22 protein-coding genes are annotated in these 22,488 nt (G+C 45.9%); 6 read left to right on the forward strand and 16 right to left on the reverse strand.

Annotated elements, in window-relative coordinates; translation table 11 throughout:
* The first annotated feature begins 38 nt into the window (after nucleotides 1-38).
* The gene (gene gerQ / locus BSI_RS18355) at nucleotides 39-566 is read left to right on the forward strand and encodes a spore coat protein GerQ (RefSeq protein WP_003235990.1); all 528 of its coding nucleotides are present in this window, start codon (nucleotides 39-41) and stop codon (nucleotides 564-566) included.
* Nucleotides 567-609: 43 nt separating this feature from the next.
* Here gerQ and BSI_RS18350 read toward each other — a convergent pair whose 3' ends face one another.
* The 3 genes from BSI_RS18350 to BSI_RS18340 all read right to left on the reverse strand — a co-directional run bounded on the left by BSI_RS18350 (nucleotide 610) and on the right by BSI_RS18340 (nucleotide 2,702).
* Complete coding sequence (locus BSI_RS18350; protein WP_003227446.1) at nucleotides 610-981, reverse strand: DUF423 domain-containing protein; 372 nt, start codon at nucleotides 979-981, stop codon at nucleotides 610-612.
* Nucleotides 982-1,042: 61 nt separating this feature from the next.
* Nucleotides 1,043-2,365, reverse strand: coding sequence for a purine/pyrimidine permease (locus BSI_RS18345; protein ID WP_003235992.1), 1,323 nt, complete (start codon nucleotides 2,363-2,365; stop codon nucleotides 1,043-1,045).
* A gap of 19 nt (nucleotides 2,366-2,384) precedes the next feature.
* A complete protein-coding gene (locus BSI_RS18340; protein WP_003235994.1) occupies nucleotides 2,385-2,702 on the reverse strand; it encodes a YwdI family protein in 318 nt (105 codons plus the stop codon).
* A 166-nt stretch (nucleotides 2,703-2,868) separates the two neighbouring features.
* On the opposite strand from BSI_RS18340, the gene BSI_RS18335 reads away from it, so the two are divergent.
* Nucleotides 2,869-4,239, forward strand: a complete 1,371-nt coding sequence (locus BSI_RS18335; RefSeq protein ID WP_003235996.1) for an aldehyde dehydrogenase — start codon at nucleotides 2,869-2,871, stop codon at nucleotides 4,237-4,239.
* A gap of 24 nt (nucleotides 4,240-4,263) precedes the next feature.
* Here BSI_RS18335 and BSI_RS18330 read toward each other — a convergent pair whose 3' ends face one another.
* Nucleotides 4,264-4,941, reverse strand: a complete 678-nt coding sequence (locus tag BSI_RS18330; protein WP_003235999.1) for a uracil-DNA glycosylase — start codon at nucleotides 4,939-4,941, stop codon at nucleotides 4,264-4,266.
* A gap of 14 nt (nucleotides 4,942-4,955) precedes the next feature.
* Complete coding sequence (locus BSI_RS18325) at nucleotides 4,956-5,762, reverse strand: glycosyltransferase family 2 protein (protein WP_003236002.1); 807 nt, start codon at nucleotides 5,760-5,762, stop codon at nucleotides 4,956-4,958.
* Between the two features lie 190 nt (nucleotides 5,763-5,952).
* Here BSI_RS18325 and BSI_RS18320 point away from each other — a divergent pair, with 190 nt between their 5' ends.
* Nucleotides 5,953-6,768, forward strand: coding sequence for a bifunctional hydroxymethylpyrimidine kinase/phosphomethylpyrimidine kinase (locus tag BSI_RS18320; RefSeq protein WP_003236004.1), 816 nt, complete (start codon nucleotides 5,953-5,955; stop codon nucleotides 6,766-6,768).
* 89 nt (nucleotides 6,769-6,857) lie between these two features.
* On the opposite strand, the gene BSI_RS18315 is transcribed toward BSI_RS18320, so the two are convergent.
* The 3 genes from BSI_RS18315 to scrA all read right to left on the reverse strand — a co-directional run bounded on the left by BSI_RS18315 (nucleotide 6,858) and on the right by scrA (nucleotide 10,021).
* The gene (locus BSI_RS18315; RefSeq protein ID WP_003236006.1) at nucleotides 6,858-7,106 is read right to left on the reverse strand and encodes a hypothetical protein; all 249 of its coding nucleotides are present in this window, start codon (nucleotides 7,104-7,106) and stop codon (nucleotides 6,858-6,860) included.
* A 93-nt stretch (nucleotides 7,107-7,199) separates the two neighbouring features.
* The gene (gene sacA, locus BSI_RS18310) at nucleotides 7,200-8,639 is read right to left on the reverse strand and encodes a sucrose-6-phosphate hydrolase (RefSeq protein ID WP_003236009.1); all 1,440 of its coding nucleotides are present in this window, start codon (nucleotides 8,637-8,639) and stop codon (nucleotides 7,200-7,202) included.
* A complete protein-coding gene (gene scrA, locus BSI_RS18305; RefSeq protein ID WP_003236011.1) occupies nucleotides 8,636-10,021 on the reverse strand; it encodes a PTS system sucrose transporter subunit IIBC in 1,386 nt (461 codons plus the stop codon). Before scrA ends, sacA begins: the two co-directional genes overlap by 4 nt.
* 299 nt (nucleotides 10,022-10,320) lie before the next feature.
* Here scrA and BSI_RS18300 point away from each other — a divergent pair, with 299 nt between their 5' ends.
* Complete coding sequence (locus tag BSI_RS18300; protein WP_003236013.1) at nucleotides 10,321-11,091, forward strand: formate/nitrite transporter family protein; 771 nt, start codon at nucleotides 10,321-10,323, stop codon at nucleotides 11,089-11,091.
* 39 nt (nucleotides 11,092-11,130) lie between these two features.
* Here the strand turns inward: BSI_RS18300 and sacT are convergent, their stop codons facing one another.
* Nucleotides 11,131-11,961, reverse strand: coding sequence for a sac operon transcriptional antiterminator SacT (sacT, locus tag BSI_RS18295; RefSeq protein ID WP_003236015.1), 831 nt, complete (start codon nucleotides 11,959-11,961; stop codon nucleotides 11,131-11,133).
* A 39-nt stretch (nucleotides 11,962-12,000) separates the two neighbouring features.
* The gene (locus tag BSI_RS0120750; RefSeq protein ID WP_032731703.1) at nucleotides 12,001-12,303 is read right to left on the reverse strand and encodes a hypothetical protein; all 303 of its coding nucleotides are present in this window, start codon (nucleotides 12,301-12,303) and stop codon (nucleotides 12,001-12,003) included.
* A 530-nt stretch (nucleotides 12,304-12,833) separates the two neighbouring features.
* On the opposite strand from BSI_RS0120750, the gene vpr reads away from it, so the two are divergent.
* Nucleotides 12,834-15,254 (forward strand): serine protease Vpr, encoded by a 2,421-nt coding sequence (gene vpr, locus BSI_RS18290; RefSeq protein WP_003236021.1) that lies wholly within the window; start codon nucleotides 12,834-12,836, stop codon nucleotides 15,252-15,254.
* 35 nt (nucleotides 15,255-15,289) lie between these two features.
* Here vpr and BSI_RS18285 read toward each other — a convergent pair whose 3' ends face one another.
* From BSI_RS18285 to rodA, 3 genes are all read right to left on the reverse strand, one after another.
* Nucleotides 15,290-16,291, reverse strand: a complete 1,002-nt coding sequence (locus BSI_RS18285; protein WP_003236023.1) for an LLM class flavin-dependent oxidoreductase — start codon at nucleotides 16,289-16,291, stop codon at nucleotides 15,290-15,292.
* A gap of 174 nt (nucleotides 16,292-16,465) precedes the next feature.
* Complete coding sequence (gene nfsA, locus BSI_RS18280) at nucleotides 16,466-17,215, reverse strand: oxygen-insensitive NADPH nitroreductase (protein ID WP_003236025.1); 750 nt, start codon at nucleotides 17,213-17,215, stop codon at nucleotides 16,466-16,468.
* Nucleotides 17,216-17,320: 105 nt separating this feature from the next.
* Entirely contained in the window at nucleotides 17,321-18,505 is a 1,185-nt protein-coding gene (gene rodA, locus BSI_RS18275; RefSeq protein ID WP_003236027.1) for a cell shape-determining peptidoglycan glycosyltransferase RodA, read from the reverse strand.
* A 505-nt stretch (nucleotides 18,506-19,010) separates the two neighbouring features.
* Between rodA and ywcE the strand changes: the two genes are divergently transcribed.
* Nucleotides 19,011-19,274 carry a spore morphogenesis/germination protein YwcE gene (gene ywcE, locus BSI_RS18270; RefSeq protein WP_003227411.1) on the forward strand — a complete coding sequence of 88 codons (264 nt, stop codon included), beginning with the start codon at nucleotides 19,011-19,013 and terminating at the stop codon, nucleotides 19,272-19,274.
* Between the two features lie 242 nt (nucleotides 19,275-19,516).
* Here the strand turns inward: ywcE and qoxD are convergent, their stop codons facing one another.
* The 3 genes from qoxD to qoxB are packed head-to-tail and all read right to left on the reverse strand — an operon-like array spanning nucleotide 19,517 to nucleotide 22,470.
* Nucleotides 19,517-19,891 carry a cytochrome aa3 quinol oxidase subunit IV gene (gene qoxD, locus BSI_RS18265; RefSeq protein ID WP_003236029.1) on the reverse strand — a complete coding sequence of 125 codons (375 nt, stop codon included), beginning with the start codon at nucleotides 19,889-19,891 and terminating at the stop codon, nucleotides 19,517-19,519.
* 1 nt (nucleotide 19,892) lies between these two features.
* On the reverse strand, nucleotides 19,893-20,507 hold the full coding sequence (gene qoxC, locus BSI_RS18260) for a cytochrome aa3 quinol oxidase subunit III (RefSeq protein WP_003236031.1): 615 nt from the start codon (nucleotides 20,505-20,507) through the stop codon (nucleotides 19,893-19,895).
* 13 nt (nucleotides 20,508-20,520) lie between these two features.
* A complete protein-coding gene (gene qoxB / locus BSI_RS18255) occupies nucleotides 20,521-22,470 on the reverse strand; it encodes a cytochrome aa3 quinol oxidase subunit I (protein WP_003222173.1) in 1,950 nt (649 codons plus the stop codon).
* Nucleotides 22,471-22,488 lie beyond the last annotated feature (18 nt).

Consider the following 22,488-nt stretch of genomic DNA (forward strand, 5'->3'; position numbering starts at 1 on the left):
ACATGTCCTGAAGGGTTTTCATAAAAAGGAGGAACGATATGAAACCGAAAAAAAATCAATATCAGCAAATGCAGGCATATGATAATATGCAGGTTTATCAGCCTCAGTACGGCGCCAATCCGTACCCGCAGCAAGGTCAAGGCCCACAAATGCAGACGATGGGGATGCAGCAAACGATGCCGATGCAGCAGGGACAGCAAGGCTTCGGATTCCCCGGCCAGCAGCAGGGCGGCGGGTTTCAAATTCCATCGGGGCCGACACCGTCAGCGCCGGGCCAAAGCGTTCCCGGTATGCTGCCTGTTGAGGAATCATACATTGAGAACATTTTGCGCCTGAACAGGGGAAAAACGGCGACCATCTATATGACTTTTGAAAACAGCAAGGAATGGGGCTCGAAGATCTTTCGCGGCGTCATCGAGGCTGCGGGCCGGGATCACATTATCCTCAGCGATCCGAAATCAGGAACACGCTACCTGCTCCTGACAATCTACCTCGATTACATTACATTTGATGAAGAGATTGCGTATACGTATCCATATTCCATGGCGTCCTATTCGCCAAGATAAAGAAAAAGCCAATCGCTCATTTGATGAGGATTGGCTTTTTTGTTTATAGATATTTGACGGCTGCGACAACGATCATAATCCAAGAAATAATAAATGCCACACCGCCGAGCGGGGTAATGGCCCCGAGGATGGAGATTTGCGTTACACTGAGAATATATAAGCTTCCGGAAAACAGTACAATTCCCGCAAACATCAGCCAGCCCGCTGTCGTGACACTGCCGATGCCGGATAATTTATCGGCCAGAAACGCGACAACGAAAAGTCCAAGAGCGTGATACATATGATACTGCACACCTGTGTGCCAAACCTGAAGATATTTATCAGGAATTTTCCCTTCTAATCCGTGAGCGCCAAATGCCCCGAGTCCCACGGCAAGCAGGGCGTTAATGGCCCCTAATATGATAAAAACTTTCATCTATCTCTCCCGCCTTTTCGTTAAACTCATATCATTTATCTTAACGCACCTGTACCAAAATTCAATGTTTGTTCTCCGATGACACGAGATTGTCGGATTTTCTCCTGCGCCAAAGCTGAAACTGGTCTGCCGCTATTGCAGCAAGCGTTCCTAATACAAGCCCGTTGCTTAATAGAGAAATAAATACCGGATGCAAACCCTTTAATGCAGTTTCAGGCACAAACATGATACCGACCCCTGTCAGCAGCGAGATGCCGATCACAGACCGCACCCTTTTCAGTTCTGCTTTCTCATATGAATCAAATTCTGCAAAGGCCAAGCCGCCCATTGCGGAGAACACAACAAAGTTCACCGCAAACCCAACAGGTGACGGCAGGCTCGCAAACGCATTCATAAAAAACGGGATCACACTGATCGCGACAACCAGAATGCTGCCGATCATAAACGGTTTTTTAGAAGGCATTTTGGTCGTCTCAATAAAACCCGCGGCTCCCGAAATCGGAACCGGGGCAATGGCTCCCGTCAAACCGCTCAGCAGATGGCTGAATGAGGCGGCAAAACCGGCTTGGCGTTCGTGATGCTGTTCATCCGGCTTTTTGCCGAATTTTTTCACAGCGATGTCCACAACCTTCATGCTCGCCAGCATATTCACAATCAGCAAGATGGTAATAAAAATTGAGGTGATGATCAGGCCGCTGTTAAATAACGGGGTCCCAAAAGGAAACAGGGAAGGCAGCTGAAACAGCCGATCCGGCATTTCAATCGGCTTTGCCGCTCCGGCAGCCGCAAACAGCACCCACCCGCCGAACAGGGCCAATAAAATAGAATATTGCTTCAAAAACATAATGTTCGAATTTGTCATCATAAAGGCGGCGGCGACAACAACAAGCGCCAGGACAAATACAAGACCGTCCACACTGTCTTTTCGATAGCCGATTCCGAGAATTCCTTTTATAATCGGCTGACTCAGCTGCATTACAAGCAGCAATAAATAGACGCCAGTCACAACCGGGGTAAACAAGACGGCAAGCCGGTCAATGACCTTGAAGACACTTAACAAAAAGAAACATACAGCGCTTACAAGAAGAGCTCCCTGCAAACCGCGCAATGTATCCCCATATGTCGCAAATACAGTTCCCGTCAGCCCGCCGTAGATCGTGTACACTCCCCACCACAAACCGGCGGGGCTCTCGTTGATCGGCAGTCTGTGGCCTTTCAAACACTGAATGACCGCGGCAATTCCCAGTACAAAAAAGGTGCTTTGGATCAATCTCGCAGAATCGGAGTGATCCAGATGAAACGACTGGGCAACCGCCACCGGAACAACAATCGCCGCAGCAATGATAAACGCTGTCCATTGCAGAGCGCCAAGAACCAATTTCACGTGAGCTCAACCTTTCTTATTAAAAATCAAATAAAGACTCTCCGTTTCCATCCTCTTCCTTCTTCTCTTTTTCCTGCTTTCGATATTTGTTTAATCCCGCGCTTCCCATCATTTTTTCCATCATCAGCTGGTCTGTCGATGGCGGCGCGGCAGGACTCGGCGTGATGCTCGGCTGTATGCGGGGTGCGCTCGCGGTCTCCGGCTGATCCAGCACGACGTCACACAAAGAACGGACAACCGCTACGTAGCGCTTCAGCTCCTCATCACGTTCAGCCGTCTTTGCTTTTTTCAGCTCCTCTTCCATCTTTTGAATCAAAGCAGATATGTGAATGTTCATCAAGAACCCTCCAAAAAATAAATTCGTCTTCCTGCATTTTATCAAATTCCTGCCGTAAACGCAGATATGAGTTTGTTATTTTTTCTGACAAACCTTGTGCATTTGACAAGCAGAAGAGATTTTTCACATAATAAATCACCATACCTTACAAAAAAGGAGAAACGGAATGAACAGCATCCCCTCTATCGTCAGCAAGCACAAAGCCTATTTTGCGGCGGGGCATACGAGACCGCTCGAATCGAGACTGGACATGTTGCAGAAGCTGAAACAAGCCATCAAAATGCATGAAGCCGATTTAACAGCCGCTCTCTATCAGGATCTCCACAAATCCGAACAGGAGGCATACACAACAGAAATCGGAATCGTGTTGGAGGAAATCAGCTTTGTGATGAAACGGCTGAGAAAATGGGCCAAGCCGAAACGGGTTAAAACACCGTTGACCCATCTAGGCTCCAAAAGCATCATCATCCCTGAGCCGTATGGAACCGTTTTGGTGATTGCGCCTTGGAATTATCCCTTGCAGCTGGCGCTATCTCCAATGATTGGTGCCATTGCGGCCGGGAACACTGTCGTTCTCAAGCCGGCTGAATATACGCCGGCTGTTTCCGCTGTTCTTTCCAAACTCATCAGCAGCGTTTTTCCGAGTGATTATGTCGCTATGGCGGAAGGCGGGCCCGACATCAGCATAGCATTATTACAGCAGCCCTTTGACTATATTTTCTTCACCGGCAGCGTTGCCGTCGGAAAAATCGTCATGGAGGCCGCCGCCAAACAATTAGTTCCCGTCACCTTGGAGCTCGGCGGCAAAAGCCCCTGCATTGTCCATAAGGATGCAGACATACAACTTGCTGCCAAACGCATTGTCTTCGGGAAATTCACAAATGCGGGACAAACCTGCATCGCACCGGATTATTTATTTGTCCACGAAGACATCAAAACGAAGCTCACAGAAGAAATGAAGCGTGCGATCAGTGAATTTTACGGCCCTCAGCCCGAACAGAATCCGCAATACGGCAAAATCGTCAGTAAGCGCCACTATCAGCGGCTGCTCAGCTTTCTGAATGATGGCGTCCCGCTCACAGGCGGACAATCTGATCCTGATCACCACAAAATAGCGCCGACAATTCTTGATCAAGTGAAAGATGACTCTCCTGTAATGCAAGAGGAGATTTTCGGGCCGATTCTTCCGCTGTTTACATACAGCGATATCGGCGAAGTCATCGAGAAAATCCAGTCGCGCCCAAAGCCGCTCGCCTTGTATGTCTTCACTACAAACCCAGAAATCGAGCGGGCTGTTTTAAAGAATCTGTCATTTGGCGGCGGCTGTGTCAATGATACGTTAATGCACGTCGCGACACCGTATTTGCCATTCGGAGGCGTCGGAGAAAGCGGCATCGGCAGCTATCACGGGTTTGACAGCTTTAACACATTTACGCACAAAAAAAGCGTCGTCAAACAAACGAACCGCTTCGACTTCGCTTTCCGGTACCCTTCCTCCAAAAACGGACTGCGAATGATTCGGAAGATACTTAAATAAAAAAGCGCAGAGTATCTGCGCTTTTTACAAATCCTTTATACACCAATCAATCGGTGCCTCTCCCATTTTCTCCAAGAACGCATTCGCCCGGGAAAACGGTCTGCTTCCGAAAAATCCGTTCCTTGCCGAAAACGGACTGGGGTGCGTCGATTCAATGATAAAATGCTTGGACGTGTCGATCCGTTCTTTTTTCATTTGGGCATGCCGACCCCACAAAATAAAGATCACTGGCCGCTCCCTTTCATTCAGCACGTCAATCATTCGGTCCGTCAGACGCTCCCAGCCTTTTCCTTTATGAGAATTCGCCTGTCCGCGCCTTACTGTCAGCACAGTATTCAGCAAAAGAACTCCTTGCTCTGCCCAGCTGACAAGCGACCCGTGATTCGGGATGCTGCATCCGATGTCCTGCTGCAGCTCAAGAAAGATATTTTTTAATGAAGGCGGCTGCTTCACACCCGGCTTTACGGAGAAGCTCAAACCTTGAGCCTGTCCAGGCCCGTGATACGGATCTTGGCCGAGTATCACCACCTTGACATCATCGTATGAGGTATAATGCAGCGCATTAAAAATATCCCTGCTGTCTGGATATATCGTTTGCTCCGCGTATTCCCGCTTCAGCATTTCTCTGAGCTCTTGATAATACGGTTTCTCAAACTCTTCCTTCAGCTGATTCCACCAGCTGTCCTGTAAAAGCTGTTTCAAGATTCAGGCCTCCCTTACGAACGATGAAGCCTGGAATAGACAGGCTTGCCATCCCAAACGATTTCACTTTGTGCTTCCCGTCTTTTCATCTCAGGCTCTTCAAGCAGGACGGCAAAGTTTTTCGTCGGCAGTTCCCCGAGTCCGTGCTTTTCACTTAAACGGTCCAAATATTGTTTCCGCTTGGCGCCAAGGTCCGCGGACTGATTGTCTCCCGCGTCACTGAAGGCATAAATCACACTGGCGCAAGGGACACGCTTCACCCGGTACTCCTTCGCCGCGCGCAAATAAAAATCCCAGTCCCAATAATTGTGCACATCAGCATCGAAATACCCGATTTCATCATGTAGAAAACGTCTGTACATGCTGCCCGACGGCACGTATGTAGAGAACACTCTCATATCCTCATAGTCAGCGGTATAAGCAAACAGCTTTCGCGAAACTGGATATCTTGTTCCGTTTTTCTCTTCAAACGAAACAATTTCCGCATCAGAATGAACGAAATCTGCCGTCTCGATTTCCTTCGCCATTCTCTCCACATGTCCCGGCGTAAAGAAATCATCGTCATCACAAAGCATAATGCAATCGCCAGACGCCTCTTTTACACCGGCATTTCTCGCAGCCACATGCCCCGAGTTCTTTTCTAAATTGATGACAGCAATCGGCAGCTCCGGATACAGTGCTTTGACCGGCACGACCGATTCCCCGGCATCATTCACAATAATGATTTCATACGGCTTCATGGTCTGTTGCGAAATCGACTCCAGAAGCTCACACAAAGCCGGAATCCGATTATAGGTCACAATTACGATAGAAATCTTCATGATGCTCTCCTTCTCATTTTCATAGTCATGTACTATTAAAACATATATTGGACGGGAGATCAGTGGGAATATCCTACTGAAACAGGAAAGGTGACGATGAGAATACTAGATGAATTGCTAAACCTTCTATATTGTGATACAGAGAAAATCTAACTATAATGAAAGACAAAACACGATGGAGGTTCAAGACATGTCTATGCATAAAGCACTCACCATTGCCGGCTCAGATTCCAGCGGCGGTGCTGGGATTCAAGCTGATTTAAAAACATTTCAAGAAAAAAACGTATACGGGATGACCGCCTTAACGGTGATCGTTGCGATGGACCCGAACAACAGCTGGGACCACCAAGTCTTCCCGATCGATACTGATACAATCCGCGCCCAGCTTGCAACGATTACGGACGGCATCGGTGTGGACGCCATGAAAACAGGAATGCTGCCAACCGTTGACATTATCGAGCTTGCAGCAAAAACGATCAAAGAAAAACAATTAAAAAATGTGGTAATTGACCCGGTCATGGTTTGCAAAGGAGCAAATGAAGTCCTGTATCCGGAGCACGCCCAAGCCCTGCGTGAACAATTAGCGCCGCTAGCCACTGTCATTACGCCGAATCTGTTTGAAGCCAGCCAGCTCAGCGGCATGGATGAATTAAAGACAGTTGACGATATGATCGAAGCTGCGAAAAAAATTCATGCGCTCGGCGCTCAATATGTCGTCATTACAGGCGGAGGCAAACTCAAACACGAAAAAGCGGTTGATGTTCTCTATGACGGAGAAACAGCGGAAGTCCTTGAAAGCGAAATGATCGATACGCCTTATACACATGGCGCAGGCTGTACGTTCTCAGCAGCCGTGACAGCGGAGCTCGCCAAAGGTGCGGAAGTCAAAGAAGCCATTTACGCAGCGAAAGATTTTATTACCGCTGCCATTAAAGAATCCTTCCCGCTCAACCAATATGTCGGGCCAACGAAGCATTCTGCGCTGCGCCTGAATAAACAATCATAAACAAAAAAGGCTGCCTTACAGAGAGGCAGCTTTTTTATATGACCGAAGACTTTTCACAGAAAAAACTGCCGATCCCATCGGCAGCCTGTTTATTTGATTTTTAAATGGTTCGCAGATTTCCTCAAAAATGTTTCTATCGACTGAACAAAAAGTGCATATTCCTTCATTTGCTCATATGCTCGCGAAAGAATTTCCGCCGTTTCACTGTGCGGCGTTGTCCCGCCAAGCATTTTTTTCAGCTGAAGCAGCACATCCTTATATTCTTCCCGCTTATCTTCAACTTGATCCGCAGCCTTTTCCAAACATTCCGGTGTTATCTTCTGTTCATGTATATTCAAGAAAACAACTCCTTTTACAGAAAAAAATAGTAGGTTATCGTTGAAGAATAGCACAGATGGCACAGATTTCACATAAGAAAATAGAAGGATTTTCTACATAAGGGTCCAAATTCCGACGTTCATTTCAGATTTTCCTGTCGAACTGGCTGTCACTTCATGATTTCCCGGGAAAGGAAAAAATCTCGCACTGAAGACCTCCTCTCCGTTATTGACAAAGATTTCCACAGACGAAGCATCGATAAACATGTGCACGGTATGCAAATCCTTGATGCAGCAATGTCTCGCTTCTGTTCTTTTTCCGTCGAAGCTCGTCCGCTCCAGCGTAACAATCCCCTCGTCCTTATGAAAGGAAAACACAGCCGTACCGCGGATACTGATTGAAAAGCCAGACTCCGTATCAATGTCTTCAATCAAGATCTCAGCTCTTTCAGGGTTTTCAACTGGAAGCGTACCAGATGATCCATGCATGTTGATTTGCACTTTTTTCTCATTCCTGCGCATGGCTTTCAGCTCAGGCAGCGGCTGCTGAATCAGCTTCTGCCCAGATAGCGTCAGCTGTCTCGGCAGCGTCATACAGTGAATCCAGTGATAGTCAATCGTCGGATGAGCCCCTTCATCCTGATCAGGCACAGCCATCCATGCAAACAAAATTCGCCTTCCCTGATCGTCTTCAAGTGTTTGCGGAGCGTAAAAATCAAAACCTTGATCAAGCTCCGTAAAATCGCCATGCTTCAATTCAGGCTTGTTATAATCGAGACGCCCGACAAAATAACCCGATTGATACACGTTCTGATAACGAAAACCGTCAGTCTCAAGCCCTTGAGGCGAAACAATCAGCACGTCGGACCCCTGAAGGGAAAACAAGTCAGGGCACTCCCACATGTACCCGAATTCGTCAAGCCCGCTGAGGCCCGCGCCAGTTATCGGGCCGAGAAATCTCCACTCTGTCAGGTTATCAGAAGCAAACAAAACAGCGTGTCCTTGCATATTCTCCGTTTGCGCACCGACCACCATATACCATGTTCCTTCATGCTCCCATACCTTCGGATCGCGAAAATGCGGCGTGTATCCTTCAGGGAGGCGGGCGACGACACCCTTTTTCTCAAAGGACAGTCCGTCGTCAGATACAGCAAGGCATTGATACGTTTCCCGATTCCCATCCTGATCCCTGACATTTCCTGTGTAAAATAGATAGAGCCGATCGTCTTTCGTGACAGCGCTGCCCGAGTAGCAGCCGTTTTTATCAAACCAATCACTCGGCGCAAGCGCAATCTCTTCCCGCTTCCAATTCACAACATCCTGTGTCGTATAATGCCCCCAAAATTTAGCGCCGTGCCCCGTCTGAAATGGCTGCCATTGAAAAAACACATGGTAGCTGTCCTTCCAATAAATCACGCCATTCGGGTCATTCAGCAGCCCAACCGGCGGCATAATGTGAAAATGCTGGCGGTGCGGATCGCTGTTCGCGATAGGCTCTTTTTTCTCCACTTCTTCATAAGCCCGGCGACGTAGCTCCTGATCAAGTGCTGTCATTTTTTCCTCTCCTCATCCTCATTAATCTTCATGATAAACGCTGCAATGAACGCTGACACTCCCGCAATGGCCATACCAATCAGATAGTTGATCAAGTTGCCCATGCCAAACGGCGCAGCAATAGCGATCATCGGAATACCCGTTAACCCGTAAGCGTTTGCAGCAACATGTGTAAAGACGACATATGCACCGCCCAATGCGCCTCCAATCATCGCGGCGATAAACGGTTTTCGGTAGCGCAGATTGACTCCGAAGATGACGGGCTCAGTAATGCCAAGAAAAGCGGAAAATGCAGCCGGAAGCGCGATTTCTTTTGTCTTTGCCTTTTTCGCCATAAAGAAGACGGCAAGCCCGGCGCCGCCCTGTGCGACATTCGCCATTGACCAGATTGGCAGCAAGTAGTTCTTGCCTATATCTGCAATAAGCCCTGCCTCAATCGCATGGAAGCTGTGATGAACGCCTGTCAGCACGATAAGTGAATACGTGCCACCGAAAATCAGACCCGCAACAAAACCTGCATGGTCATATACATAAGTTAAAGCAACCGTAATGCCGGAGCCAAGCGCTCTGCCCAGAGGACCAATCGCGATAAAAGCGACAAACCCGGTGACAATCACTGTGACAAAAGGTGTAACAAGCAAATCTACCGCATGAGGAACCACTTTTCTCGTCCATTTCTCTACCTTGCTCATCACATAAACCGCCAGCAGGACAGGGATAACAGTTCCCTGGTAGCCGAGAAGCGCGATATCGAATCCGAAAAGATTCATATAATCAGGTGTCGCTTCCGCCAATCCCCATGGATTCAAAAGAGTCGGATGAATCATGATTCCACCGATAACCGCTCCCAAGTACGGATTGCTGCCAAATTCTTTTGAAGCGCTTACCCCGATTAGAATCGGCAAGAAAATAAATGCGGCACTTGAAAACATATCAAGCAGCTGCAGCAGCGCAGAATCCTTGCTCATCCAATGAAACGCATTGACCATACCCAGTAATCCCATTAATAGGCCGCTGGCCACAATAGCCGGGATGATTGGAACAAAAATATTAGAAAGCGTTTTCGCAAATCTCGCAGCGGGATTCATTTTTTCTTTTGCCGCATCCTGGTGATTTACGTGTTCTTCACGCTCAAAGTCTGCTTCCTTTGAAAAAGCATCGTACACCTTATTGACAAGGCCTGTTCCGAAAATGATCTGGTACTGGCCAGAGCTGCTGAAAGCGCCTTTGACGCCATCAAGCTCTTCTACTTGTGCTTGATCTATCTTTGATTCATCTTTAATCACTAAACGCAGTCTTGTTGCACAATGAGCCGCGCTGATCATGTTTTCTTTCCCCCCGAGAAGCTCAATGAGGCGTTTTGCAGTCTCTTTGTAATCCATCTTTTTCTCCCCCTTTTATTTAAACAAAAAAGACCTAAAATTCGCCAACGAAGAAAGGACACAGCGATCCTTTTTCATTTACGCAAATTTTAGGTCTTGCCTGCTTTACCAGTCACAATCCCGCTTATTCAGATTGAGAATACGCTTTCATCATAATTGATGACAGCGTTTTCGTCAACTGTTTTTTTAGTTAAAAAGTTTCATAAAACATTTAGACAAAAATTCGTAAAAATTAATTGTGAAACATTTCACAATATCATGCTATACTATGCTCAAATCAAAGAAAGCAGGAAAAGACAATGGAAACTCAAGCATTGCAAAAGGTTGAACAGTACGCTTTGAGAAAACAAAATATATTTGTTTCAAGCAAAATCCGATATTTGCTCCGATCCATTTTGGCCAGCATGTTTATCGGTTTCGGTATTACAGCCGCAAGCAAAGCAGGCAGCTATTTCTATATGGCTGACTCTCCATTTGCATTTCCGGCAGCCGCTGTCACTTTCGGGGCCGCTATTCTGCTGATTGCTTACGGCGGCGGGGATTTATTTACCGGCAATACCTTTTATTTCACCTATACCGCACTCCGAAAAAAAATCCGCTGGCGCGACACTCTGTACCTGTGGATGTCAAGCTATGCTGGCAATTTGATTGGCGCCATTTTATTTGCCATCCTGATCAGCGCGACAGGACTTTTTGAGGAGGCTTCTGTTCATTCCTTTTTGATTCATCTGGCAGAGCACAAAATGGAGCCGCCCGCTTCCGAACTGTTTTTCAGAGGAATGCTGTGCAATTGGCTTGTGTGCCTCGCCTTTTTCATTCCGATGTCTCTCAAAGGAGAAGGAGCCAAGCTGTTTGCCATGATGCTTTTCGTTTTCTGCTTCTTTATTTCCGGTTTTGAGCACAGCATTGCCAATATGTGCACATTCGCCATCTCACTTTTGATCGAGCACCCTGATACGGTGACACTGATGGGAGCAGTCAGAAACTTAATTCCTGTTACGCTCGGCAATCTGGCCGCAGGAATTGTAATGATGGGCTGGATGTACTATACGCTCAATCCCGATAAATAAAAAAAACTTCCAGAGATCACTCCCTGCAAGTCAAAGCGGTTATTCCGAGAGATCTTGAAGACGCTGGACATGCAGCGTGATATAGCCGGCCTCGGACTCCGGCAAATGTAATTGATATTCATTTTTCAAAAACTCCGCCAGCTCCAGCGCACATTGATAGGCAAATGAATACTTTTTTTGGATGAAATAAAGCATCTCCTCGTCCATACGATGGAGCGCTTCATTTGATTCCAACCGGCTGACCGCGTATCGCAAATGCGTGACAAGGCGTTGATAGGAAATGCTGTTTTCATCCACCTTTCGATTAAAGTAGTTTTCTATTTTCTCTATCATTTCTTTGATCATGGTTGTATGCTTCAGCGCTGAATACATGCTCTCCGCATCCATCTTCGCCGTATGAATGTGAAGGGCAATATAACCCGCTTCATCTTCAGGCAGAGACACGCCCAATGTCTCTTTTACGTGTCCGATCGCCCACAGGCCGATCTCATATTCTTTTTTATAGAGCGCTTTTATCTCATGCAGCAATTTATTCTGCACAAGCAGCCCATTTTGAATCCTTTCGATCGCAAAGGACAAATGGTCAGAAAGCGCGATATGAATGTGGTCGCTCAGCGGCGACGCGAGCTCTCCTTCCGCATAACTGATGATATCTTCAGCTATTTCTATATGCTCCTCCGGCAGCGTTTGCAGGATTTGTTTAAATTTTTCATTCTCGTCGTGCACGACAAAGATCTTTTCCACTTTATTCATAGGGATGAGATCATTTTTCTTTTTTTGAAAAGCGATTCCCGGCCCCATCACAATTTTTTCCTGATCGTCCTCTTTTATTAAAGCCGCATTGTTGTTTAATACTTTATAGATTTTCAAGAGGCTATCTCTCCCGCCAATTTGCTTTTGACTGGGATTTTACCTCCTTTTGACCGCCATGTAAAGATGCGGACCAGCTCTCTCCTGCTTTGGCGATTCCTTGAAGGCTTGCAGACATCTTCTTTTATAAAGCGCAGCGGCTTTCGCTTTCTGCTTTTCTTCCTCATTCACAGCGGTCCGCCATTCATAAAACGAAACAAGTCCTGCGGCCTGCACCGCCGCTTTTCTTTGGTATGTACGCTGAGCCGTATAGACCGCGGCAGCCGCAGTTTTTCTGTCCGGCGTCACCCAGTTCATCAAAAAGACCATCCACACCCGTAAAGATACAAGCAAACGTTTCATAGAAAAACATCCCTCCGCTTCTTTTTGGCAGGCAGCCTTTTTTAGCAGCCCGTTTTCTCAGCCGCAGCCCGCGTGAAAAGACGGCCGATTTCTTTTCTCGCAAACTAGCGGCTCTAGCAAAACTCATGACTCTATAATAGACCGTGGAAAAAGAATTCTTTGTCACAATATGAGTGAAAAAACCAACTAGTTTTTAGAAGTTTTGTTGAAAGCTGAAAGAAATGAAATGAAAATTGGAGAACCGCTTTAAAAACTTTATACACAAGTTATCCCAAAGATAAGAACAACTTAATCACAAGAGATATCCACATGTCCACAAACTCTATCAATATTTTGTATAAGAACATATATTCCCAACTATATATATACACAGATTTATTCACTTATACACAGGGTTCTGTGTATAACTCCTTCCTTATACACAAACGAAATCCAATAAATGGTCCAAATGACACAAGGATTTTTTTGAATTTTCAAGAAATATATACTAGATCTTTAACATTTTTTCTAAACACAAAGGGGGAAATACATTGAAAAATGGAATCATTCGCTTTCTGCTCCTAAGTTTTGTTTTATTTTTTACGTTATCCACAGGTATGACAGGAGTACAGGCGGCGCCGGTTTCTTCAAAAACGTCGGCTGACCTGGAAAAAGCCGAGGTATTCGGTGATATCGACATGACAACAAGCAAAAAAACAACCGTTATCGTGGAATTAAAAGAAAAATCCTTGGCAGAGGCGAAGGAAGCGGGAGAAAGCCAAACGAAAAGCAAGCTGAAAACCGCTCGAACAAAAGCCAAAAACAGTGCTGTCAAAGCGGTGAAAAACGGAAAAGTAAACCGGGAATATGAGCAGGTGTTTTCAGGCTTTTCTATGAAGCTCCCAGCTAATGAGATTCCAAAACTTCTTGCAGTAAAAGACGTAAAGGCAGTATACCCGAACGTCACCTATAAAACAGACAATATGAAGGATAAAGACGTCACGGTCTCCGAGGACGCCGTATCTCCGCAAATGGATGACAGCGCACCGTATATCGGAGCAAACGACGCATGGGATTTAGGCTACACAGGAAAAGGCGTGAAGGTAGCGGTTATTGATACTGGTGTTGAATACAATCACCCTGATTTGAAGAAAAACTTCGGACAATATAAAGGATATGATTTTGTAGACAATGATTACGACCCGAAAGAAACACCAACCGGCGATCCGAGAGGTGAAGCCACTGACCACGGAACGCACGTGGCCGGAACTGTCGCCGCAAACGGAACGATTAAAGGCGTGGCGCCTGATGCCACACTTCTTGCTTACCGCGTGCTGGGCCCTGGCGGAAGCGGCACAACAGAAAATGTCATTGCCGGCGTGGAACGTGCTGTACAGGACGGAGCAGATGTGATGAACCTGTCTCTCGGAAATTCATTAAACAACCCGGACTGGGCGACGAGCACAGCGCTTGACTGGGCCATGTCAGAGGGCGTCGTTGCGGTTACGTCAAACGGCAACAGCGGACCGAACGGCTGGACAGTCGGATCGCCAGGCACATCAAGAGAAGCGATTTCTGTCGGTGCGACTCAGCTGCCGCTCAATGAATACGCCGTCACATTCGGCTCCTACTCTTCAGCAAAAGTGATGGGCTATAACAAAGAGGACGACGTCAAAGCGCTCAATAACAAAGAAGTTGAGCTAGTTGAAGCCGGACTTGGCGAAGCAAGGGACTTTGAAGGAAAAGATCTGACAGGCAAAGTCGCCGTTGTCAAACGGGGCAGCATTGCGTTTGTGGATAAAGCCGACAATGCTAAAAAAGCCGGCGCCATCGGCATGGTTGTGTATAACAACCTCTCCGGAGAAATTGAAGCCAATGTGCCGGGCATGTCTGTGCCGACGATTAAGCTTTCATTAGAAGACGGCGAAAAACTCGTCAGTGCCTTGAAAGAAGGCGAGACAAAAACAGCATTCAAGTTGACGGTCTCAAAAGCGCTCGGTGAACAAGTGGCTGATTTCTCTTCCCGCGGCCCTGTAATGGATACGTGGATGATTAAGCCTGATATTTCCGCACCAGGCGTCAATATCGTCAGCACCATTCCGACACACGATCCTCAAAACCCATATGGCTACGGATCAAAACAAGGAACAAGCATGGCATCTCCTCATATTGCCGGAGCGGTTGCCGTTATCAAACAAGCTAAACCAAAGTGGAGCGTTGAACAGATCAAAGCCGCCATCATGAACACCGCTGTCACCTTAAAGGATGGCGACGGAGAAGTGTATCCGCATAACGCCCAAGGCGCAGGCAGCGCGAGAATCATGAACGCGATCAAAGCCGACTCACTCGTCTCACCAGGAAGCTATTCATATGGAACATTCTTGAAGGAAAACGGAAACGAAACGAAAAAAGAAATGTTTACGATTGAAAACCAATCTTCCATTAGAAAGTCATACACACTTGAATACTCATTTAACGGCAGCGGCATCTCCACATCCGGTACTAGCCGTGTTGTAATTCCGGCACATAAAACCGGAAAAGCCACTGCAAAAGTAAAGGTTAATACAAACAAAGCAAAAGCAGGCACCTATGAAGGAACGGTCATCGTCAGAGAAGGCGGAAAAACCGTCGCCAAGGTACCTACATTGCTGATCGTCAAAGAGCCGGATTATCCGAGAGTAACATCTGTCTCCGTCAGCGAAGGGTCTGTACAAGGCACCTATCAAATTGAAACCTACCTTCCTGCGGGAGCAGAAGAGCTGGCGTTCCTCGTCTATGACAGCAACCTTGATTTTGCAGGCCAAGCCGGCATTTATAAAAATCAAGATAAAGGCTATCAGTACTTTGACTGGGACGGCACAATCAATGGCGGAACCAAGCTTCCGGCTGGAGAATATTACTTGCTCGCCTATGCCGCAAACAAAGGCAAATCAAGCCAGGTTCTGACTGAAGAGCCTTTTACCATTGAATAATAAAAAGCCCTGCCGATTCGGCAGGGCTTTTTAGATTAATTCGCAAATGCCTCCTGCAATAAACGATAAGAATGGAGCTTATCTTCAAAATGATGCGTAATGGTCAACACCATGATTTCCTCTGTTCCATACGCCTTACTCAAAGCTAACAACTGCTCCTTCACCTGTTCTTTCGTGCCGACAATCATTCGATTTCGATTATCAGCAATTCGTCTCTGTTCATAGGGGGAGTACGTATTTTCCCGAACAGCTTCATACGAAGGAACTCCTTCTAAAGGAATGCCCTGCTCCCCTGCCAAAAGCGTAAAATCAACCACGGCCGCAAGCTCCTCTGCCTTCTCCTCCGTGTCAGCACAAAGAACAAAAACAGCAACTGCCGCTCGGGGCGTTTCTCCTAACACAGACGGCTTAAATCGTCTCTTATACTGTCTGACAGTATCCTCTCCGCCCTCTCCATTGATAAAGTGGGCAAACATATAGCCAGCGCCTGACTCAGCGGCGAGCAGCGCGCTTTCTCCAGATGAGCCAAGCAGCCACACATCCGGCGCGGTTGAAATATGTGGCGCAGCCGTCAGATTCGGAAAACGGTGTTTGTCATCCGCCAAATCATGCAGATACATGGTCAGCTCCTTGATTTGCTGCGGATACTGATCAGCATTGCGCTTCCCGCCGTCATTCAGCGCCCAGGATGCAATCGGCATTCCCCCCGGTGCTCTGCCAAGCCCAAGATCAATTCTTCCCGGTGTCAGCCCCTCCAGCACACGGAAATTCTCAGCTACTTTATAAGCGCTGTAATGCGGCAGCATGACTCCCCCTGATCCAACACGGATTCGCTTTGTTTTTGCCGCTATATGACTGATCAGCACCTCTGGGCTTGACCCTGCCAGCCGCTTTGAAAAGTGATGCTCAGAAACCCAAAATCTCTTATATCCAAAATCCTCAGCAGCCTGTGCAAGCGCAACCGTTTGCTGTAATGCTGTTTCTGCACTGCTGCCCTCTGATACTGGAGATTGATCTAATATACTTAATGAAATCATCCCTACCACCTCATCCTCATCGTATCACTGATCCCTTATTTTTTCGCCAAAGCCGCTCATACTGCTTATCAGTGTCTCCCGATCATTCGCCATTTATTTGTGTCAGCATGTCTCTATTTGTCGGAATATGTTACACGTGAAACATAAAAACCCCTCCAGACGGAGAGGTTTGCTTTAGTTTTTATTAAAGCCTTTTTCTTTCACATAGCCATTTAAATACGTACGCGGCTTCTGCTTCATAAAGTTCAGAATTTGATCAGACCACGTTTCTTCCCTCTGTCCGTTTGTTCTTTCTCTATAATAATCAGAAATGGTTTGATCATACGCATTCATGGTTTCCCGGAAATCGTCTGCATTCACATTATACGTATTCTCATGATAGACAGCCTGCTTTGGCAATCTCGGTTTTTTGCCGGATAGGTTGGCAGGATGGCCTACTGCCAGACCGAAAAGCGGAAGCACATGGTCAGGCGTTTGCAGCACCTCTGTCACCTTGTCCAGTTCATTCCGAATGCCGCCGATATAGCAAATGCCAAGCCCCATTGATTCAGCAGCAATGCTCATATTTTGCGCTGCCAGCGCCGCATCAATCAAGCTGACCATAAACATTTCTGTATTCTCGAGCAGCTCAGAGATATTTTCGCCTTTTTCCTCAGCCAGTTTTTGGTGGCGGTACAAGTCCGCGCAAAATACAAAAAAGTGTCCGTTGTTCTCAACGTAAGGCTGATTTCCGGCAAGCACAGACAGCTCACGTTTTTTCTCAGGATCGGAAACACCGATTATCGAATATGCCTGCACATAGCTGGACGTTGATGCAGCCTGCGCACTTTTCACTAATGTATCAATTTCTTCAGCTGTCAAAAGCTGATCAGTAAAAGACCGGATTGACCGATGATTCAAAATGGTTTCGATTGTGTTATTCATCACAAGAACCTCCTTATCTGTTTTTATCATATCCGAAAAAATGTGAACTCAAAAGCGAAATGCTCTGCAACAAAAAAAGACAGCCCTTTAAAGGCTGTCTGTATTTTATGAATTAAACAAATAACTTCTGTATCTCGTCAACTGGACACTCGCATTATACACAATGCCGAAACCGATTAATGTAGCAAGCGTCGAGCTTCCCCCGTAGCTGACAAACAGCAACGGAATCCCGGTAACAGGCATAATGCCGATGTTCATTCCGATATTCTGGAATGTGTGAATCACTATTAACGCCGTATAGCCAACGCAAAAGAAAGAAGCGAAACGGTTAAACGGATGTATTTTGTCAATCAGAACGACAAGCCTGTAGATTAAGAAGAAGAACATGATGACGACAATCGCACACCCTATAAATCCGAAGCTCTCACCCAAAATGGCAAAGATAAAATCGGTCTGTCCTTCTGGTACATACACCTTCAAATTGTGAACGCCATTTCCGAGAATGCCGCCTGAACCGATAGCCATGACAGCCTGATCAACCTGCCAGCCGCTATTTGCATCTTCCTGAGTTGTTCCATTTGAATCAGAAACCCAAGATGTAACCCTCTTAATTTGATACTCTTGAATCCCCACTGATTTAGCAGCGTCAGGAAAATTAATCATGACTAACAAGATAAGAGAAATAACTAAGATACCTGAACCGCCAATGATTGCGATCAGCTTCCAGTTTACGCCTGACATAAAGATCATGACAATCACAATAAACATACATATCCCAGCTGTACCAGCATCCTGAAGAAGGATAAGTCCGATTGGCACTACCGATACACCTGCAATCTTCAGTAAAAGATGAACATCGTCTCTGAGCGATCGGATTTTTTTAGGACTGGCCTTTGAAATCACTGAGGCTACCATCATCATAAGTCCGATTTTCATAAATTCAGAGGGCTGTAACGTTACAGAACCAAACTGAAACCAGCTTTTCGCACCGTTTTTCACTGGTGCAATAGACTCAGGACTGACTCTCAATATCAAGAGAAGCAGAATCCCGAATAAAAATACATATAAACTAAGTTTTTCAAGCTGCTCTAAATCGAAATACAGCAGCACCGAAATCGCGATAGCCCCCAAAACATAATAAGCAATTTGTTTCGTCCAGGCATTGCCCCCATACTGCCCAAACTGCCCGGCAGCATAAATCGCAACAACGCTAATGATAAAAAACACACCAAATATAAAAATCAAATCCCCCTGGTAAAAGGGGCTTTGCTGTTTCTTATATCGACCCATTCTATCCCGCCTTACATTTTCATCGGAAAATCACTAATGTTTATTATACATGAACCTCGATCAAGATGACACGTGAAGCTCGTTTCCTTTTATGTTTTTTGCGCATTTGCAACGCTTTTTCAGCTACACGAAATATGACGTATCATAAACCAAAACGTTTCGATTGGTACAAAACTTTTCAAATGAAAAAAACCCCATTATAAAGGGTTTGGTTAAAAACTAATATACAATATGTGTTTCGTACCCAAATCGCTTATTCAGCATAGTGTTACCTTATATAGAATCCGCAATAACATCTGCCCTTGTCTATACATTCTCCTAGAGAATACGTTTTAAAAAATAAGACGATAGGTCCAGACCATTTCTGCAAAAACGTGTATCAATTTCTGGAAAACATGGTATAATAATTGTAACAGAATGTTCACAAAACAACCACAAAACAGACACAACTCAGTTCCTCTATTTCATTTTTGTAAACGCTATCACAAAATGAAAGGAGACGGGTATGATGGACATGTTTTTTGCTTATTTATTGGTTGCCAGCGCAACGCCTCTCTTTATTTGGCTTGATAACAAAAAAGTCGCACTCTCAGCTATTCCGCCAATCATCTTAATGTGGGTATTCTTCTTCTTTTACGCAACAGAAAGCCTTTCTCCACTAGGACACACTCTCATGATTATCTTGTTTGCCGTCAACGTCATTGTCGCTCATATCGCCGCATTTATCATTTACGGTCTTCCGTATCTTCGCAGAAAGCGAAGCAGCTGAGGACAGCAAAAAACCCTCTTCTAACGAAGAGGGTTTCAGCGTTTCGACAAACCCTCGCATTCGTTGTCAGTCCTGCGCGTTGGTGCTCACGAATTGCTATATTCGCTGTGCTCCAATGCTCGTCCTTCCTAGACTTCAAGGGTTTTCAATCACGCTGAACAAATGATAAAATCCCCAAAAAAATTTCGTTTTGGGATTTTGCTAATAATAAAAACCCTCTTCTAACGAAGAGGGTTTTTGTGTTATTCGTTGTGGCCTGAATGCTCTGAGTGCTTAGCGCCTCCAGGAGGATTTCCGTCCATATGGTCACCATGGTGATAGTGAGCCGCGAAAATCCAAATGGATCCAAGCACGATAACGATCGCGCCGAAGAATCCGAACAGCGTGTTTCCGACTTGGATACTGCCGTTTTCGCTCTCTGTCATATGCATGAACATGAGAAGCTGCAGCGCCGCCTGAATGAAGGCGAAGCCGAAAATGATCCAAAGTTTTGCTGATGAGCTTAGGTCAGTATACACTGCAACCCATAGAGCCAGCAGGGTCAAAACGATAGACAGTGCAAAACCTACAATGTGCTTCCATGGAAAGTGACTGTGTTCAGCAGATTTGTTTGCCATTTTACAGACCCCCCAATCCCATGAGATAGACACCTGTAAAGATGAAAATCCATACAACATCTAAGAAGTGCCAGTACAAGCTTGAGATAAAGATTTTAGATGAAGTTTGCGGAGTTAAGCCGCGTTTCTTCAACTGAATCAGAATTCCTGTAATCCAGAAAATACCGATTGTTACGTGAGTTCCGTGAGTTCCAAGTAAAACAAAGAATCCAGACCAGAACGCACTTGTACCGAGAGATGCTCCTTCATGTACATAGTGGACAAACTCGTTGATCTCACAACCGACGAAGCCGGCACCAAGAAGCAGAGTGATAATTGTCCAGATGACTACGCCTTTTAAACTTCCGCGGCGCATTTCATGAACAGCGATCCCGCAGGTAAAGCTGCTGATAAGCAGCAAGAACGTCATAATCATTACCAGATTCACTTCAAACAGTTCGTCCGGTAAGACACCTCCTGCTGTTCTGTTTTGAAGAACGAAGAAGGTTGCAAATAGTGTTGAGAACAACACAATTTCTGCCCCTAAAAAGATCCAAAACCCGAGAATATTAAGTCTGCCGGTTTCAGATTGATATTCCATAGGCGCGTTAGAATTGCCGTGTTCTGCATGTTCCATAACTCACGCCTCCTTATTCGGAAATCTTTCTTTCCGTCTCTTTTATTTCATCAACACTAATGTAGTAGCCGTTGTCGTATTCGAATGAACGCAGAACCATGCAGAGCAGGACTCCGATCAATCCGACTACGCCCATCCAGTACCATTCAAAGACAAGTCCAAAGCCGGCGATACCGAAGGCAACAGACATAAAGAACGGTCTGCCTGAGTTGCTTGGCATATGGATTTTCTTGAATTTGCTTTCAGGGTATAACTCAGTTTTTTCTTCTTTCATATGATGGAATGCATCTTTAGATTTGACTTCAGGAAGCACCGCAAAGTTGTAATGCGGCGGAATCGCAGAAGAAGTCGCCCAATCAAGACTGCGTCCCACACCCCATGAATCTCCGCTGATTTCACGAGTAGAGTAGCGGAAGCTGTAGTAGATGTTATAGCAAAGGATTAAGAATCCTACACCCATCATGAAAGCTCCGACAGTTGAAATAAAGTTCAATGTTGTCCAGCCGTCATTCGGTCCGTATGTGTAAATACGGCGAGGCATGCCTTGAAGCCCCAAGAAATATTGCGGGAAGAAACAAATATTGAACCCGATCATAAAGATCCAGAAGAACCATTTTCCGATTCTTTCGTTCAGCTTGTGGCCGAACATTTTTGGATACCAGAAAATAAATCCGGCGAAACAAGCAAATACAGTACCTGCGATCAGCACATAGTGGAAGTGAGATACAAGGAAGTACGTATTATGGTATTGATAATCCGCTGCTGCCATCGCAAGCATAACCCCTGTAACCCCGCCGATAACGAAGTTAGGAATGAATGCAAGCGCCCACAGCATAGGCGTTGTAAAGCTGATTCGGCCTTTATACATGGTAAAGAGCCAGTTAAAGATTTTAACCCCGGTCGGAATCGAGATGGCCATTGTCGTAATTGAGAAGAAAGAGTTAACGGACGCACTGTTCCCCATTGTGAAGAAGTGGTGAGTCCAAACTAGGAAACTCAATACGGAGATGGCGATAATAGAACCAACCATCGCTGTGTAACCAAACAATTGTTTTCTCGCAAAGCTTGAGATAATCTCAGAGAAAATACCGAATGCCGGAAGAATAACGATATATACTTCAGGATGTCCCCAAATCCAGAACAGGTTCGCCCAAAGCATCGGCATACCGCCTGCTTCCAATGTGAAAAAGTGAGCACCGAACAAACGATCAAATGATAAAAGTGCTAAAGCTACTGTAAGTACAGGGAACGCAAACACGATAATAACCATTGTGATCAGTGTTGTCCATGTGAACATTGGCATACGCATTAATGTCATGCCTTTTGTTCTCATTTTTAAGATTGTTACCATAAAGTTGATCCCTGTCATCAGGGTACCGATACCGGCAATCTGAAGTCCGAGGAGGTAGTAGTTCTCACCCGGTCCAGGGCTCATATCGTTACTTGCAAGCGGCATGTAACTTGTCCAGCCTGCGTTCGGAGAACCTCCGATAACGAAAGAAATATTGAAAAGCATCGCCCCTACGAAGAACGTCCAGAAGCTCAGGTTGTTCAAGTAAGGGAACGCAACGTCGCGAGCACCGATTTGAAGAGGTACAACAACGTTGATAAGACCGATTAGGAACGGCATCGCCATGAAGATGATCATGATTGTACCGTGAGTTGTAAAAATTTCATTATAGTGGTTTGAGTCTAAAAAACTGTTATTCGGAAGCGCTAGCTGGGCACGCATCATCAGACCGTCGACACCGCCGCGGAATAACATAATTACAGCAGATATAATATACATGATTCCGAGTTTTTTATGGTCAACAGTTGTTATCCATTCAGACCAGAGCCATTTCCATTTCTTGAAGTAGGTCAGTACAAAAATGATGGCAATGGTAGATAGTGCGATGGAAACTTGTGCGCCCAGAATTAATGGGTCACCAGTTACGAAAAATTCATCCCATTTGAATTTCATGCGGGCTTCCTCCTTTCC

Origin of the sequence: Bacillus inaquosorum KCTC 13429, from assembly GCF_000332645.1 — a bacterium.
GTDB lineage: Bacteria > Bacillota > Bacilli > Bacillales > Bacillaceae > Bacillus > Bacillus inaquosorum.

Excerpts from the sequence above, each read along its gene's own strand:
- gerQ (WP_003235990.1), top strand. The coding sequence starts at position 39 with ATGAAACCGAAAAAAAATCAATATCAGCAAATGCAGGCATATGATAAT.
- BSI_RS18350 (WP_003227446.1), bottom strand. The coding sequence starts at position 981 with ATGAAAGTTTTTATCATATTAGGGGCCATTAACGCCCTGCTTGCCGTG.
- BSI_RS18340 (WP_003235994.1), bottom strand. The coding sequence starts at position 2,702 with ATGAACATTCACATATCTGCTTTGATTCAAAAGATGGAAGAGGAGCTG.
- BSI_RS18335 (WP_003235996.1), top strand. The coding sequence starts at position 2,869 with ATGAACAGCATCCCCTCTATCGTCAGCAAGCACAAAGCCTATTTTGCG.
- BSI_RS18325 (WP_003236002.1), bottom strand. The coding sequence starts at position 5,762 with ATGAAGATTTCTATCGTAATTGTGACCTATAATCGGATTCCGGCTTTG.
- BSI_RS18320 (WP_003236004.1), top strand. The coding sequence starts at position 5,953 with ATGTCTATGCATAAAGCACTCACCATTGCCGGCTCAGATTCCAGCGGC.
- sacA (WP_003236009.1), bottom strand. The coding sequence starts at position 8,639 with ATGACAGCACTTGATCAGGAGCTACGTCGCCGGGCTTATGAAGAAGTG.
- scrA (WP_003236011.1), bottom strand. The coding sequence starts at position 10,021 with ATGGATTACAAAGAGACTGCAAAACGCCTCATTGAGCTTCTCGGGGGG.
- BSI_RS18300 (WP_003236013.1), top strand. The coding sequence starts at position 10,321 with ATGGAAACTCAAGCATTGCAAAAGGTTGAACAGTACGCTTTGAGAAAA.
- BSI_RS0120750 (WP_032731703.1), bottom strand. The coding sequence starts at position 12,303 with ATGAAACGTTTGCTTGTATCTTTACGGGTGTGGATGGTCTTTTTGATG.
- BSI_RS18285 (WP_003236023.1), bottom strand. The coding sequence starts at position 16,291 with ATGATTTCATTAAGTATATTAGATCAATCTCCAGTATCAGAGGGCAGC.
- nfsA (WP_003236025.1), bottom strand. The coding sequence starts at position 17,215 with ATGAATAACACAATCGAAACCATTTTGAATCATCGGTCAATCCGGTCT.
- rodA (WP_003236027.1), bottom strand. The coding sequence starts at position 18,505 with ATGGGTCGATATAAGAAACAGCAAAGCCCCTTTTACCAGGGGGATTTG.
- ywcE (WP_003227411.1), top strand. The coding sequence starts at position 19,011 with ATGATGGACATGTTTTTTGCTTATTTATTGGTTGCCAGCGCAACGCCT.
- qoxD (WP_003236029.1), bottom strand. The coding sequence starts at position 19,891 with ATGGCAAACAAATCTGCTGAACACAGTCACTTTCCATGGAAGCACATT.
- qoxC (WP_003236031.1), bottom strand. The coding sequence starts at position 20,507 with ATGGAACATGCAGAACACGGCAATTCTAACGCGCCTATGGAATATCAA.
- qoxB (WP_003222173.1), bottom strand. The coding sequence starts at position 22,470 with ATGAAATTCAAATGGGATGAATTTTTCGTAACTGGTGACCCATTAATT.